Source organism: Microbispora triticiradicis (assembly GCF_005864065.1).
In the GTDB taxonomy this organism is placed as follows: Bacteria; Actinomycetota; Actinomycetes; order Streptosporangiales; family Streptosporangiaceae; genus Microbispora; species Microbispora triticiradicis.
This window is the reverse complement of sequence record NZ_VANP01000005.1, coordinates 225,186-239,697: the sequence shown is the minus strand read 5'-3', so window position 1 is coordinate 239,697 and position 14,512 is coordinate 225,186. Positions and strand designations below refer to the sequence as shown.

13 protein-coding genes are annotated in these 14,512 nt (G+C 73.0%); 8 read left to right on the top strand and 5 right to left on the bottom strand.

All coding sequences use genetic code 11. The annotated features are described in order from the left end of the window. Nucleotides 1-4: 4 nt before the first annotated feature. The 5 genes from FED44_RS15205 (at nt 5) to FED44_RS15185 (ending at nt 5,767) form a co-directional block, all read left to right on the top strand. Nucleotides 5-646 carry a methionine ABC transporter permease gene (locus tag FED44_RS15205; protein ID WP_138461220.1) on the top strand — a complete coding sequence of 214 codons (642 nt, stop codon included), beginning with the start codon at nt 5-7 and terminating at the stop codon, nt 644-646. Between the two features lie 22 nt (nt 647-668). Beyond that, entirely contained in the window at nt 669-1,499 is an 831-nt protein-coding gene (locus tag FED44_RS15200; protein ID WP_138461073.1) for a MetQ/NlpA family ABC transporter substrate-binding protein, read from the top strand. 67 nt (nt 1,500-1,566) lie between these two features. Further along, nucleotides 1,567-2,706, top strand: a complete 1,140-nt coding sequence (locus tag FED44_RS15195; RefSeq protein ID WP_138461072.1) for a Fic family protein — start codon at nt 1,567-1,569, stop codon at nt 2,704-2,706. A gap of 75 nt (nt 2,707-2,781) precedes the next feature. After that, nucleotides 2,782-4,302: an acyl-CoA synthetase gene (locus FED44_RS15190; RefSeq protein WP_244301949.1), complete on the top strand. Its 1,521-nt coding sequence runs from the start codon at nt 2,782-2,784 to the stop codon at nt 4,300-4,302. A 157-nt stretch (nt 4,303-4,459) separates the two neighbouring features. Beyond that, a complete protein-coding gene (locus FED44_RS15185; protein WP_117410516.1) occupies nt 4,460-5,767 on the top strand; it encodes a S1C family serine protease in 1,308 nt (435 codons plus the stop codon). Between the two features lie 59 nt (nt 5,768-5,826). On the opposite strand, the gene cydC is transcribed toward FED44_RS15185, so the two are convergent. From cydC to FED44_RS15165, 4 genes are read right to left on the bottom strand one after another with little or no spacing between them, the layout of a single operon-like run. Beyond that, complete coding sequence (gene cydC, locus FED44_RS15180) at nt 5,827-7,554, bottom strand: thiol reductant ABC exporter subunit CydC (RefSeq protein WP_138461070.1); 1,728 nt, start codon at nt 7,552-7,554, stop codon at nt 5,827-5,829. Next, complete coding sequence (gene cydD, locus FED44_RS15175) at nt 7,551-9,473, bottom strand: thiol reductant ABC exporter subunit CydD (protein WP_138461069.1); 1,923 nt, start codon at nt 9,471-9,473, stop codon at nt 7,551-7,553. The genes cydC and cydD overlap by 4 nt, the downstream gene beginning before the upstream one ends. Before the next feature lie 11 nt (nt 9,474-9,484). Continuing rightward, nucleotides 9,485-10,222, bottom strand: coding sequence for a cytochrome d ubiquinol oxidase subunit II (locus FED44_RS15170; protein ID WP_138461068.1), 738 nt, complete (start codon nt 10,220-10,222; stop codon nt 9,485-9,487). 10 nt (nt 10,223-10,232) lie between these two features. Next, a complete protein-coding gene (locus tag FED44_RS15165) occupies nt 10,233-11,420 on the bottom strand; it encodes a cytochrome ubiquinol oxidase subunit I (protein WP_111701039.1) in 1,188 nt (395 codons plus the stop codon). Nucleotides 11,421-11,508: 88 nt separating this feature from the next. Between FED44_RS15165 and FED44_RS15160 the strand changes: the two genes are divergently transcribed. After that, nucleotides 11,509-11,832 carry a PadR family transcriptional regulator gene (locus FED44_RS15160; protein ID WP_111701038.1) on the top strand — a complete coding sequence of 108 codons (324 nt, stop codon included), beginning with the start codon at nt 11,509-11,511 and terminating at the stop codon, nt 11,830-11,832. Here the strand turns inward: FED44_RS15160 and FED44_RS36420 are convergent. Continuing rightward, nucleotides 11,792-12,508 carry a permease prefix domain 1-containing protein gene (locus FED44_RS36420; protein WP_187406077.1) on the bottom strand — a complete coding sequence of 239 codons (717 nt, stop codon included), beginning with the start codon at nt 12,506-12,508 and terminating at the stop codon, nt 11,792-11,794. The genes FED44_RS15160 and FED44_RS36420 overlap by 41 nt on opposite strands. Before the next feature lie 452 nt (nt 12,509-12,960). Here FED44_RS36420 and FED44_RS15150 point away from each other — a divergent pair, with 452 nt between their 5' ends. Together FED44_RS15150 and FED44_RS15145 are read left to right on the top strand one after the other, a co-directional pair. Continuing rightward, nucleotides 12,961-13,431, top strand: a complete 471-nt coding sequence (locus FED44_RS15150; protein ID WP_111701037.1) for a universal stress protein — start codon at nt 12,961-12,963, stop codon at nt 13,429-13,431. A 92-nt stretch (nt 13,432-13,523) separates the two neighbouring features. Continuing rightward, nucleotides 13,524-14,456, top strand: a complete 933-nt coding sequence (locus FED44_RS15145) for a universal stress protein (RefSeq protein ID WP_138461067.1) — start codon at nt 13,524-13,526, stop codon at nt 14,454-14,456. The last annotated feature ends 56 nt before the right edge of the window (nt 14,457-14,512 follow it).

Here is a 14,512-nt window from a genome sequence, read left to right as displayed (position 1 = left end):
GGAGATGAGCCCTCTGCTGTGGGAGGCCACCGGGCAGACCGCCGTGATGGTGGGCTGGTCCACGCTGTTCACCGTGCTGTTCGGGCTCCCGCTCGGCGTCTGCCTCGCCGGGACGGACCGCGGCGGGCTGTTCCCCGCCCCCGCCGTGCGGCGCGTGCTCGGCCTGGTCGTCAACGTCGGGCGGTCGCTGCCGTTCATCGTCCTCATGATCGCGGTCATTCCGCTGACGCGCGTGCTCACCGGCACGACGATCGGGACCACCGCCGCGGTGGTCCCGCTCACGATCGGCGCGGCGCCCTTCTTCGCCCGGCTGGTCGAGACGGCGCTGCGCGAGGTCGGCCGCGACGTCGTGCAGGCGGCAGAGGCGATGGGGGCGGGCCGGGTGACGATCGTGACACGCGTCCTGCTGCCCGAGGCGCTGCCCGGCCTCGTCGCCGGGCTGACCGTCACCGTGGTCACCCTCATCTCCTACTCCGCGATGGCCGGGGTGATCGGCGGCGGTGGCCTCGGCGACCTCGCCGTCCGCTACGGATACCAGCGGTTCGAGACCACGCTCATGGTCGTCACCGTGGTCGTCCTGGTCGTCGTGGTGCAGCTCGCGCAGACCCTCGGCGACGCCGTCGCCCGCCGGCTTTCCCACCGTTAACCACAAGAAGGAGTCCTTTCCCATGCGTAGAACGCTCGGCCTCGTCATCGCCGCCGTGGTCGCGCTCGTGCTGTCCGCCTGCGGATCCTCGTCGCCGGGCACGGCGACCGCCACCGGCTCGGCGGCGGACGCCCCGCTGAAGGTCGGCGTGAGCCCGGTGCCGCACGCGCAGATCCTGAAGTACGTGGCCGACAACCTGGCCGCCGCCAAGGGGCTGAAGCTTGAGCTCGTCGAGTTCAGCGACTACGTCCAGCCCAACCTGCAGCTCCAGGACGGCCGGCTCGACGCCAACTACTTCCAGCACAAGCCCTACCTGGACGACTTCAACGCGTCCAAGGGCACCAAGCTGAGCTTCGTCGCCCCGGTGCACCTGGAGCCGCTCGGCCTGTATTCGCGGAAGGTGAAGGACCTCGCCTCGCTGCCGCAGGGCGGCACGGTCGCGGTGCCCAACGACGCCACCAACCTCGGCCGGGCGCTCAAGCTGCTCGCCGACAACGGCGTGGTCACGCTGAAGGACGGCGCGGGCACCGCCGCGACCGAGCGCGACGTGGCAGGCAACCCGAAGAACCTGACCTTCCGCCCGCTGGAGGCCGCGCAGCTCCCGCGCTCGCTCGACGACGTGGACGCCGCCGTGATCAACGGCAACTACGCCCTGGAGGCCGACCTCGACCCGTCCTCCGACGCGCTGGTGCTGGAGAAGGCCGAGGGCAACCCGTACGCCAACGGCCTGGTGGTCGCCCAGGGGCACGAGAGCGACCCCCGGGTGAAGACGCTGGTCGGGCTGCTGACCGGGCCCGAGGTGAAGAAGTACATCGAGGAGACGTTCAAGGGATCGGTCGTCCCCGCGGCCTGATGCGCACATAAATGGACGAATCATCCGGTCGCTTGACTGGATGATTCGTTCGTGCTGTCATGGCCCCATGTTGTACGGCACACCGGCGCTGGAGGCCGCGGACGAGAAGGTGCTCGCCGAGATCGAGGAGATGCAGCGCGACCTGAAATACCGGCTGGCCGAGGCGCACCGCTGGGACGGCCTGCTGCGGCGGCAGTTGCAGGCGCGGGCGATCCAGGGCTCGAACTCCATCGAGGGCTACCACGCCAGCGTCGAGGACATCGAGTCGATCATGTCGGGGGAGGACCCCCTGGAGACGCCGGCCGCCGTCGCCCGCGAGATCTCCGGGTACCAGCAGGCGCTCACCTACATCGGCGCCCTCTCGCGGGCATGGGCCTTCCGCTACGACGCCGGCCTGCTGCACGCGCTGAACTTCATGATGATCGGCCACCACGTGAACAAGACCCCGGGCACGATCCGGCCCGGAGGGATCTACGTGCGGAACTCGGCCACTGGCGAGGTGGTCTACGAGGGCCCGGACCACGAGCAGGTGCCCGCCCTGCTCGCGGAACTGGTCGAGTGGCTCAACGAGGGCGATCTCGACGCCGCCGGCTACGTGCGCGGAGCTATGGCCCACCTCAACCTCGTCAAGATCCACCCCTGGCGGGACGGCAACGGACGCATGTCGCGGGCGCTGCAGACGCTCGTGCTCGGCCGCGACCAGATCACCACGCCGGAGTTCGCCTCGATCGAGGAGTGGCTGGGCGAGGGCCGCACCACCTACGACTACTACGACGTGCTCGGCCTGGTCGGACGCGGCCGGTGGAGCCCGCACGGTGACACCCTCGCGTGGGTGCGGTTCGTGCTGCGCTGCCACCACATGCAGGCACAGCGCGTGGGGCGCCGGCTCGCGGAGGCGGGCGAGGTGTGGATGCTGCTGGAGGAGCGGACCGGGGAGCAGGGCCTGCACCCGCGCACGGTCTCGGCGCTCTACCAGGTGTTCGTCTCCCGGCGTCTGCGCCGCGGCATGTACCAGGCCGACGAGGGGCTGAGCCAGGGCCAGGCCGCCCGCGACCTGCGTGAACTGGCGGCCACCGGATGGCTCCAGCCGTACGGCGAGACGAAGGGGCGCTTCTACTCCCCGGGGCCGAAGATGACGGAGATCAAGGCCGCGTACGCCGAGCGGGCCAGGCCGCTGCGCGACCCCTATCGGACGCTGGAGCGCTGAGCGGACGCCATCGGGAACTCGCGCCTACCGCGCCGGTGGCGGACCGAGTAACTTTCGGTCATGCACCCTGGGGCGATGGCGGCGACGGCGCCGGACAAACCGGCAGTGATCATGGCGGGCTCCGGCCGGGTGATCACCTATCGGGAGCTCGACGAGGAGTCCAACCGCCTGGCGCACCTGCTGCGGGCCGCCGGCCTGCGCCCCGGCGACCACGTCGCCTTCATGCTGGAGAACCATCCGCTCTTCCTGGTGATCGCGTGGGCCGCGCACCGTTCCGGGCTGTACTACACGGCCATCAACTCCCGCCTCCAGGCCGACGAGCTGTCGTACATCGTCGACAACTGCGGGGCGCGGGTCTTCATCTCCTCGGCGCGGCTCGCCGAGGTCGCGAGCGCCGTCACCGAGGCCACGCCCCGCGTCGAGGTGCGGCTCATGCTCGACGGCGTCGCCCCGGGCTTCACGTCGTACGAGGAGGCCGTGGCCGGGCAGCCCGCGACGCCGGTCGAGGACGAGTGCCAGGGCATCGACATGCTGTACTCCTCCGGCACGACGGGCCGGCCCAAGGGGGTCAAACCGCCGATCAGGCTGGCGCCGCTGGACGCGCCCGGAGTCCTGCTCCGGCTGGTCGAGCGCCTGTTCGCGCCGGCGGCCGACAGCGTGTACCTGTCGCCCGCGCCGCTCTACCACGCCGCCCCGCTGCGGTACTGCCTGACCTTCCTGCGCCTCGGCGCGACCGTCGTCGTGATGGAGCGGTTCGACCCGGAGGAGGCGCTGGCGCTCGTCGAGCGGCACCAGGTCACCCACGCGCAGTGGGTGCCCACCATGTTCGTCAAGATGCTCAAGCTGCCGCGGGAGGTGCGCGAGCGCTACGACCTGTCGTCGCTGCGCTGCGCGGTCCACTCCGCCGCGCCCTGCCCCGTCGAGGTCAAGGAGCGGATGATGGAGTGGTGGGGCCCGATCATCCACGAGTACTACGCGGGGACGGAGGGCAACTGCTTCCTGTACGCCTCGCCGGAGGACTGGCTCGCGCACCGGGGCACGGTCGGCCGCCCGCTGCTCGGGATCCCCCACGTCTGCGACGAGAACGGCGACGAACTGCCGCCGGGCGAGCGCGGCACCGTCTATTTCTCCAAGGGGCCGCAGTTCGAGTATCACGGCGACCCGGAGAAGACCGCGTCGGCGCGGGACCCCAAGGGTCGCGGCTGGACCACGCTGGGCGACATCGGGTACGTGGACGAGGACGGCTTCCTCTACCTCACCGACCGGCGCTCCTACATGATCATCTCCGGTGGCGTGAACATCTATCCGCAGGAGGCGGAGAACGTGCTGGCGGTGCATCCCAAGGTGGCCGACGTGGCCGTCTTCGGGGTGCCGGACCCGGAGATGGGCGAGCAGGTGAAGGCCGTCGTGCAGCCGCTCGACCCGGCGGAGGCCGGTCCGGCCCTGGAGGCGGAGCTCATCGCCTACTGCCGGGAGCGCCTGGCGCACTACAAGTGCCCGAAGTCGGTCGACTTCCGCGGCGAACTGCCCCGCCAGGCCAGCGGCAAGCTCTACAAGCGACTGCTCAGGGACGAGTACCGGCAGCGTACGGCCTGAGCCGTGAGCATCGGGCGGCCTCGCATAAAGTACGCGTAGGGCGCTCGGGGAACCCCGTCGCTGATCGCTTAACGTGACCTTATCGCCTATGCGTCATCGTATTACCTGTACCGGCGGAGAGCCGGGATGACCGGCGGATCCATTGAGGGGGATGGCGATGAGCTCACCTGAGCACGTTCCCGGCAACGAGAACACCGATGTGCTTCCCAGCCACGGCTGGAGCCAGTTCGGCAGCACTCCGCCGCAGCACGGGCAGTACACCGGGGCCTACCAGGCGTACGGCTCGCACGGGAGCGGTCCTTATGACACGGCACAGTTCCCGGCGCCTCCGGTGCGGAAGGGCACGTTGACCGCTCGCCAGAAGGCGGGCGCGGGCCTCGCCCTCGTGGCCGTGGCGCTGGGCGGCGGGGTCACCGGGGCCCTCGTCGCCAACGGCGTGAACGGCGACCGGCCCGTGATCGCGAGTCCGGTGGTCAAGGGGGTCTCCAACTCCTCCGGCAACACCATCGCGGCGGTGGCCAAGGCGATCATGCCCTCGGTCGTGTCGATCGAGGTGAAGACCTCCGCGGGCGGCGGCGAGGGTTCGGGTGTCATCCTGTCCGCCGACGGCCTGATCCTGACCAACAACCACGTGGTGACGGCCGGCGGCGCGGGCGGCGGCACCGTCAGGGTGAAGTTCAGCGACGGCAAGACGGCGGACGCCGTCGTCAAGGGCACCGACCCCACCACCGACCTCGCGGTCATCCAGGCGCAGGGCGTCTCCGGGCTCACCCCGGCCTCGCTCGGCGACAGCGACAGGCTCCAGGTCGGCGACGCGGTGCTCGCGATCGGCAGCCCGCTCGGCCTGGAGGGATCGGTCACCTCCGGCATCGTGAGCGCGCTCGACCGCACCCTGACCGAGAGCCCGGAGGAGCAGCAGCAGCCGCAGTTCCCCTGGGGGATGGGACAGCAGGAACAGCAGCAGCAGAGCCAGGGCACGACGATCGGCGGCATGATCCAGACGGACGCCGCCATCAACCCCGGCAACTCGGGCGGCGCGCTGGTCAACGCGGCCGGCGAGGTCGTCGGCGTCAACACCGCGATCGCCACCTCGGGCTCCAGCTCCGGCAACATCGGCGTCGGCTTCGCGATCCCCATCAACACCGCGAAGCTGGTCTCCGAGCAGCTGATCAAGACGGGCAAGGCGACCCACGCGTTCTTCGGCGTGAGCGTGGCTGACTCGGTCGGCGGCTCGCCGGGTGCGGTGGTCAGCTCGATCACGGCGGGCGGCCCCGCGGAGAAGGCCGGCCTCAAGGAGGGCGACCTGATCACCAAGATCAACGACAAGCTGGTGGACAGCGCCGAGGCCGTCCTCGGCATCATCCGGAGCTCCCGTCCCGGCGACAAGGTGACCGTCACCTTCACCCGTGACGGCAAGGAGAGCACCATCACCACCACGCTCGCCGAAAACTCGCCGACGAACTGACGGCGTCCACGATCGTCGCCGGCGGGCCTCCGGGGGGATGGCCCGCCGGCGATCGGCGTTCAGGCGCGGCGCCGGGTCAGCGCCTCCGACTCCCACAGGTCCCGGTAGTAGCCGGGCACGCCGACGAGGTCGGCGTGGGCGCCGCGCTGGGTGACCCGGCCGCCCTCCAGCACCACGATCTCGTCGACCTGCTCCAGGCCGCGCAGCCGGTGGGTGACCAGCAGAGTGGTGCGGCCCCTGGTGGCGTCCAGCAGGTCGGCCGTCAGCAGGTCGGCCGTCTCCTCGTCCAGCGCCTCCGCCGGTTCGTCCAGCAGCAGCACGGGCGGGTCGTACAGCAGGGCCCGGGCCAGCGCGAGCCGCTGAAGCTGGCCGCCGGAGACCGTGCGTCCGTCCTCGCCGAGCACCGTGTCCCACCCCGTGCGGCCCGCCCACGCGTCCAGGCGGGCCCGCCGTACGGCCGCCTCGATCTCGCCGGTGGAGGCGCTCGGCCCGGCGAGGCGCAGGTTGTCCGTGAACGAGGCCTGGAACACGTACGGGTCCTGGGTGAGGCCGGTGACGCGCGCCCGCACGTCGTCGGAGGACAGGCGGCGCACGTCCGTTCCGTTGAGGCGGATCGCCCCCGACTCGATCTCCACCGTGCGCATCAGCGCGGACAGCAGCGTGCTCTTCCCGGCGCCGCTCGGCCCGACCACCGCGACCCGGCGGCCCGGCGTCAGCGTCAGGCTCACGCCGTTCAGCGCGGGCTCGCGTCCGCCGTGCCGCACCACCAGGTCCTCCACCTCGACCGTCAGCGGCGGCTCCGGCGGCGGCGCCGGCTCGTCCGGCTCGCGGACCGCCGGGGGAGTGGCGGCCGTCTCCCGCAGTCTGCGCAACGCCGCGAGCACCGCCGCGAACCGCTCGCCCGCGGCGCCCAGCGCGAGCGCGGGCTCGAAGGCCACCAGCGAGGTCAGGGCGAGCACCGCCGTCGCGACCCGGTCCAGTCCGGCGCCCTGGGCCACCCAGACCACCGCCGCGACGGTCAGCCCCTGGGCCAGCACGCCGATCCCGAGCGCCGCGGCGTTGATCCGGGCCTGTCCCCGTTCGAGGCGGGCGAGCCGCCCGTCGGCGTCCATCGCGGCCGACAGGGCCTCGTCCCGCGCGCCGTACGCGGCGAGGTCGGCCGCGCCGTGCACCAGGTCGGCCACCCGGGCGGCGAGGTCGGCGCGGGCCGGGGCGATCCGCGCCGACCAGCGGCGCGCGGCGGCGGCCGTGCCGACCGGCAGGGCCAGTCCGGCGGCGAGCAGACCGGCGGCGAGCACCGGCGCGGCGACCGGCAGCAGGAAGCCCGCGATCACGACGGCGGTGAGCCCGGTGACCAGGGCGGCGACGGCCGGGAGCAGGCACCGCACGAGCAGGTCCTGCACGGCGTCGGTGTCGTCCACCATCCGGCTGAGCAGGTCGGCGCCGCGCTGCGGCAGCGGCCCGGCGGGGATCAGCGCCCGGTAGAGGCGCTCGCGGGTGCCCGCCTGGGCGCGCAGCGCGACGTCGTGCCCGGCCAGCCGCTCGCCGTAGCGGAACACCCCCCGGGTGGTGGCGAACGCCCGCACCGCCACGATGGCGACCGACAGGGCCGCCAGCGGCGGCTGCTCGGCGGCCCTGGTGATCAACCAGGCGGCCGACGCGATGAGCGCCACCCCCGCGAGGTCGGCGGCCGACCCGGCGACCGCGGCCAGCACCAGCCGCCGCCCCGTCCCGGCGACGGCGACCACCGACAGCGGCGACGGGCCGGCCGTCCTCGTGCGGCTCATCCCGCCTCCCCGTCCTCGCCTCGATCCGCCGGTCTCCGCACGTCCCCGGGGCCGCCGGTCCCGTGACCGGCCCGGCCGCGCCACGCACGCGGAGCGGCGAGGGCGCCGGGAGCGGCCTCGCCGCGCGGTCCGTCCTCCCGTCCGTCGTGCGCGGGCTCGTTCCCGGCGGGGACGAGGGCGCCGCCGTCGAGGCGGACGACCCGGTCGGCCAGCTCGATCATCGCGGGGCGGTGCGCGACGATGATCGCCGTACGGCCCCGCGCCAGCCCTCGGGTGGCCGCCACGACGGCCGCCTCGCTCCTGCCGTCGAGCCGGGCCGTGGGCTCGTCCAGCAGCAGCACCTCGGTGCCGGTGCGGCAGAAGGCCCTGGCCAGCGCGACCCGCTGGCGCTGGCCCGCCGACAGGTTCGCCCCCCGCTCGCCGAGCGGGGTGTCGTACCCCTGGGGCAGGGACTCGGCGAACTCCGCCACCTGGGCCGCCTCGGCGGCGGCCCGGATCTCCCCGGCCGTGGCGGCCGAGCCGAGCGAGATGTTCCGGGCCACCGAGTCCGCGAACAGGTGCGGGCGCTGCGGCACGAACGCGAGCCGCCGCCGCCACTCGCCGAGGTCGAGGCTCGTGAGGTCCTCACCGCCGACGAGCACCCGTCCCTCGTCGGGGGTCACGAACCCGAGCAGCAGGTGCAGCAGTGTGCTCTTCCCCGCGCCGCTCGGACCCGCGATCGCCACCCGCTCACCCGGCTCGACGACCAGCGTGACCCGGTCGAGCGCGGCCTCGGCCCGTCCCGGATAGCGCACGGTCACGTTCTCCAGCCGGATCTCGGGAGGCTCCGGCCCGCCGGGCGGAGCGGCGCCCCTCGCCCGTCTCGTCGCGTCCGGCGCGGCGTGCTCCGCACGCGTCTCCGTCGCGGGCGCGGCGTCTTCCGCCGACACCGGGGGCGCCCCGGCGGGCGCGTCCTCCCGTACGGCCTCGCGCCCGGTGTCGTCCGTCTCGCCGGGCCGTCCGGGGGGCGAGATCACGGCGAACGCCTCGTCGGCGGCGGCGACGCCCTCCATCGCGGCGTGGAACCGGGTGCCCATCGCGCGCAGCGGCAGGTACGCCTCCGGCGCCAGCAGCAGCACGAGCAGCGCCGTGCGCAGGTCGAGCGAGCCCGACAGCAGCCGCAGGCCCACGGGCACCGCCACCAGGGCGAGCGACAGCGACGCCACGAGTTCGAGCACCAGCGACGACAGGAAGGCCACCCGCAGCGTGCGCATGGTCGCGGCGCGGTGCGCCTCGGCGACCTCGCGGATCACCGACGCCTGGTAACGGGCCCGGCCGAAGGCGCGCAGCGTCGGCAGGCCGCGCACCACGTCGAGGAAGTGGCCGCCGAGACGGGCCAGGGCGCGCCACTGGCGTTCGGTCACCGCCCTGGTGGTCCACCCGACGAGCGCCCCGAACACCGGGATCAGCGGCAGCGTGAGCACCACGATCACCGCCGTGGCGAGATCGGCGGCGAACAGCCGGACCACGACCGCGAACGGCACGACCCCGGCCACGGCGGCCGACGGGAGATAACCGGTCAGATACGGATCGAGCGCGTCGAGCCCCCGCCCCGCGAGCGTCACCACCTCACCCGACCGGTACGACGGCCCGAGATCCTGCACGCGTCCGAGCAGCAGCCGCCGCAGGGCCGACTTCAGCGCGGTGGCCGCGCGGCCCGCGAGAACCCCCTGTGCCCAGCCGAACAGCCCGCGCGCCGCGACCACCAGCGCCAGGGGGAGCAGCGCGGCGACGGCGAAGCGGCCCGACAGCACCCCGGCGAGCAGTTCCGCCTGCACGAGCACGAGCAGCCCGGCCGCCACCGCCGCCGCCAGGCAGCAGACGAGGTGGAGACGGACGCTCCGCTCGGCGCGGGCCAGCCGAAGGAGATCCTTGTGCACCGGTCACCCATCTAGAAGAACGTCGGCAGGGCGCCCTTCGAGAAGGTGCGCCACACCCATACTTGCGCGCCCACGAGGAACGGGACGAACGGCACCACCATGACACCCAGCACCGTCAGTGTCTGATCCGGGGCGGCGTCGCCGAGCATCCGCCCGGCCGCCCCCGCCACGACCAGCGCCGCGGGAAGCGCGGCGGCGCAGGCCGACAGCAGCAGCGAACCGCCCCGCGCGCCGTCGAGCCGCCACGCGGCGAACGTCCGCCCGTGCCAGGCGAGCAGCGCCAGCAGCGCGACGCCTCCCGCGAGGCCGAGCGGGTCGAGGGGCGAGGCGGGCAGTCCGCGGGCGACGGCCGTCAGCACGGCTCCCCAGCCGAGGGCCAGCCCGGCGGAGCCCGCGCACACCGCGCCGTCCCACAGCAGCCGCCAGCGGGCGCCGCCGGCCCTGCGGCGGAACCACAGCCCCGCGTCACGCACGATCCAGGCCAGCAGCACGACGGCGACCAGGGGATAGAGGCCGCTCAGGACCGGGCCCTCCAACGCCGGGAACGCACCGAACAGCACTCCGGCGAGCGCGATCAGCCACACCTCGTTGGCGAGCACGAACGGGGCCATCGCGCCGACGAGGCGGTCCCGGGCGGCGGGGGAGCGCCCCAGAACGGGCAGCAGGACGCCGAGTCCGATGTCGAAGCCCTCCAGGGCGAAGTAACCGGCCAGCAGGACGGCGAACGTCGCGAACCAGACAATCTCCATTGCGGGGTCCTCAGAACGAGTGGGCGGGGGCGGGAGAGTGATCGGCGGAGTGGTCGGGAGCGCCGAGGGCGACCTCCCCGGGACCCCGCCGTACGGCGCGGATGATCAGGGCCCAGTCCACGACGGCGAGCAGGCCGAGCACGCCGGCGAACGCGGCGAAGGAGGCCGTGATCGCCGCCGGGGTCAGCCCGGGGGTGAGGGCGTCGGCCACGGAGAGCTTGCCGTACACCAGCCAGGGCTGGCGGCCCACCTCGCGCGTGAGCCAGCCGGCGATCGCCGCGACGAACGGCAGCGGGGTCATGAGCATGAGGAGCGGGTGCAGCCAGCGCCAGCGGGCCAGCAGGTCGCGGATGAGCAGCGGCGCCAGCACGAACATCACGCCGAACTGGACGAACTGCCCGATCGTGATCATCAGTCCGAGTGCGAGGCCGGGGACCGCCCCGTGGAACTTGTCCGGCTGCACGTCGCTGACCGGCCCGAACTGAGCGTAGCCGAACCCCACCGTGAACAGCGACCCGATGAAGGCGGTCAGCACGCCGATGCGCAGGGAGCGGGTGAAGAACTCCCGCTCGGCGGTGCGCCGGTACAGGTGATAAGCGCTGGCGCCCATCACGACGAACCCGCCGGCCCACAGACCGGCGCTCAGCACGTGGGGGAGCGCGAAGACGAGGGTCGGGTTGGTGAACAGGGCGCCGAAGTCGCGCAGCACGAGCCGTCCGCCCTCCTCGGCCGAGCCCACCGGGTTCTGCAGGAAGGAGTTGGCGACCATGATGAACAGGGCCGAGGCGTACGCCGTCAGCGTCACCAGCCAGATGCAGGCCACGTGGAGCCCGCGCGGCAGGCGGTGCCAGCCGAAGATCCACAAGCCGAGGAACGTGGACTCCAGGAAGAAGGCGAGCAGCGTCTCCAGGGCGAGCGGTGTGCCGAACACGTCGCCCGCGTAGGACGTCAGCCCGCTCCAGTTCAACCCGAACTGGAACTCCATCACCAGGCCCGTGAAGATGCCGAGCGCGTAGTTGATCACGTAGATCTGTCCCCAGAAGCGGGTCATCCGCTCGTACAGGAGATTCCCGCTGATGGCGAGGCGGGTGTGCATGATCGCCACCAGCGGAGCGAGCCCGAGTGTCAGCACGACGAACAGGAAATGGAGATTTCCCGTCACGGCGAACTGCAGCCGGGCGAGATCGACGACATCCATGATTCTCCCAGGGGAAAGCGTAGGCAGCCTACATGTAGACAGCCTACATATAGACTGAGGCGGTGACGAACCTGGATAGGCTGCGATCGTGAACGCCGACGCGCTCCGGGGCCACATGGACGCCCTGCTGCTCTCCGTGCTGGAGCGCGAGCCGCTGCACGGCTACGCGATCATCGAGGCGTTGCGCGAGCGCAGCGGCGGCGCGCTCGACGTGCCGACCGGGACGGTCTACCCGGCGCTGCGGCGCCTGGAGCGGGCCGGGCTGCTCGCCGGGGAGTGGGCCGCCGACGGCGGGCGCAGGCGGCGGACCTACCGGCTCACCGACGCGGGACGCAAGGCACTGGCGGGGGAGCGGTCGGCCTGGCGCTCGTTCACCACCGCGATAGGGAGCGTCCTCGATCCGCTGCGCTGAGCGCGGTGACCGCCGTCGTGCAGCGCAGGCAGCGGGCCGCGCTGAACAGGGCGGATCCGGCGAACAGATAACTGATGGCCGACACGGCCACCCCCGGTAGATAGGTCGAGAACCCCACCGGGCCCCGGGCTGCCGCCGCCAGCGTCAGGCCCATCGCCCCGACCAGCGGCGTCTGCACCCAGACGAACAGCCCCAGTCGCCGGGTGACCAGCGCGGGGCGGCGGATCCGCCGCAGGCCGCGGCCGAGCGCGAGCAGCGTGAGCCCGCCCACGACGCCCACGCCGAGCTGCAGCAGGTCCACCGCCCTGGCCAGCAGGCCGAACCATCCCGGCTTGACCTGCTCGATCCGCGCGGTCTCGGGGAAGACCCGCCAGATCACCGCCCACAGGAACGCGGTCAGCGGCACGCTCAGGAACAGCAGCGCCGCCGTCCGCCTGCCCTGGCTCACCGCGAGCTCCCGCTGGAACCCGGGCGCGATCTCGTCCACCGTGCCGAAGTCGGCGATCGCCCGCCGCTCGGCCTCGGCCCGGGGGAGGCCCCCGGACTCGTAGGCCTCGGCGGCGTCCAGCAGGCCGTCGCGCGCCTCGGCCAGCAGGTCGCGCCGCACGCCGGAAGGCCCGCGCAGCGCACGCCCCAGCGCCGCGACGTACTCGTCGATCACACCCGCCCCCGCCATGGACTCCCTCCCCGGCCAGGGGCCAGCGTACGGTCCGGGAGGCCGGGGCGCATCAGGGTGATCCCCGATCCCGCACCCATCCGCCGTGCTCGCCCGCCGGTGGGCCTGGGCGAAGGTCCCAGGACGCGGGGACCTGCGCCACCCCGGCACGAGCACTACGGCACTGCCGTCGGCCCACCCCGACATGATCTTCTTTAGACACGGCAACGGCCGGGAAAGGAGTTGCTATCCACTGAGCAAAACGGCCGAGCGGCACCGCTCCGGTCCACCGATACCCTGTCCTCAGACCGGGCCGCATTCCAAGACATGGCCTGTTCCCGATGGGACGAGAGGGGCAGAGGGGCTTTGTGGGTACGAGGATGCTCGTGGACCCCTGTCTTCTGACCGTTTCGCCGCGGCAACATGCCGTTAACCCCGGTGGGCGAGACTGAGAGCGGAGAGCGAGGCGGGACGTGAACCAGCCGAAGATCGTGGTGGGAATCAACGGATCGATGGCGTCGCAGGCCGCACTTCGGTGGGCCGCCGCCGAGGGTTCGCTGCGCGGCGCGGTGGTGGAGGCGGTGTACGCCTGGGAGTGGACGGGCGGGCTGCACGCGCACTACGCGCCGATCGCGGGCCGTACCTCCCGGGAGGAGGAGCGGGGGGCCGCACTGGACATCGCCGGGCGTGCGGTCGCCGAGCTCGGCGAGCGCCATGTCGAGCCCGTCGTCGTGGAGGGCCCTCCGGCCCAGGTCCTGCTGCGCGCGACGGACGGCGCGGACCTGCTGGTGCTGGGCGCCCACGAGGCCGAGTCCGAGCCCTACCCCGTGCTCAACCCCGTCGTCTCCGCCTGCCTGCTGCGGGCCAGGTGCCCGGTCGTCGTCGTGCTGCCCGGCATGGAGCACGACCGCCGTCCCGGGATGCTCGCCGGCAGCCGCTCCTGATCTGCCGCTGATCCGGCCCGGGGCCGGACGTCCTCCCCGTTTCGGGACTTTCCGCCCTGCCCGGCCGTACGGCGCCGGGGCAGCCTGAGGACATGGATGCTGACAGGCGGCAGGGGACCGGCCAGGAGATCGGCCGGCGGATCGGTCAGGGGACCAGCCGGGAGAGCGGCGAGGAGACCGGACGGGGGATCGTCGTCGGGTACGACGGCTCCGACTTCGCCATGCAGGCGCTCGACTGGGCGATGGACGAAGCCGAGTTCCGCCGGGCGCCCATCACCGTGTGCCACGCCTGGCAGTCGCCGTACGCCCCGGGCGACGAGGAGGCGCGCAAGTCGCTGCACCACGCGGCCGAGCACGTGCTGTGGCACGGCGCCGAGTGCGCGCGCCAGTGCACGAGCGGCGTGCGCGTGCGGGAGGACCTGTTCGAGGGCCAGGCCACCGAGAGGCTCGTCGCGTTGTCGGCGACGGCCGATCTCGTCGTGGTGGGATCGCGGGGCCTGAGCGGAGCGGCCCGTCGCGTGATGGGCTCCGTCGCCGGGCACGTGGCCACGTACGCACGCTGTCCCGTGATCGTGGTGCGCGGCGTGGGATCGCTGCCGCACCCCCGCCACCCCGGCCCGATCGTCGCGGGCGTCGGGGGCGGTGACGACCACGTCCTCGCCTTCGCCTACCGCGAGGCCGCTCTGCGCGGGCTGTCGATGATCGCGGTGCACGCCATGCGCTACCCGGCCGCCGCCTGGAGCGCGGGCATGGCTCCCATGGTGATGTCCGACGTCCCCGGCCGGGAGGCGGTCGAGCTTCTGGAGGCCGCCGTACGGCCCTGGCGGGAGCGGTATCCGCAGGTGGAGACGGCGCTCCAGCCCGTCTCGGGCCCGGTGCTGGACGTCCTGGCCGACGCCTCCTCCGGCGCGACCATGCTGGTCGTCGGCGCGACCCGGGAGAAGGGCGCGCTCGCCAGGCTCGGGTCGGTCACCCGGCCGCTGATCGACGCCGTCACCTGTCCGGTGGCGGTCGTCCATCCCTGACCCGCGCTCACCGATCCGCCCGCTTCGATCCGACCGGATCTGTGCGGCCGGAGGGT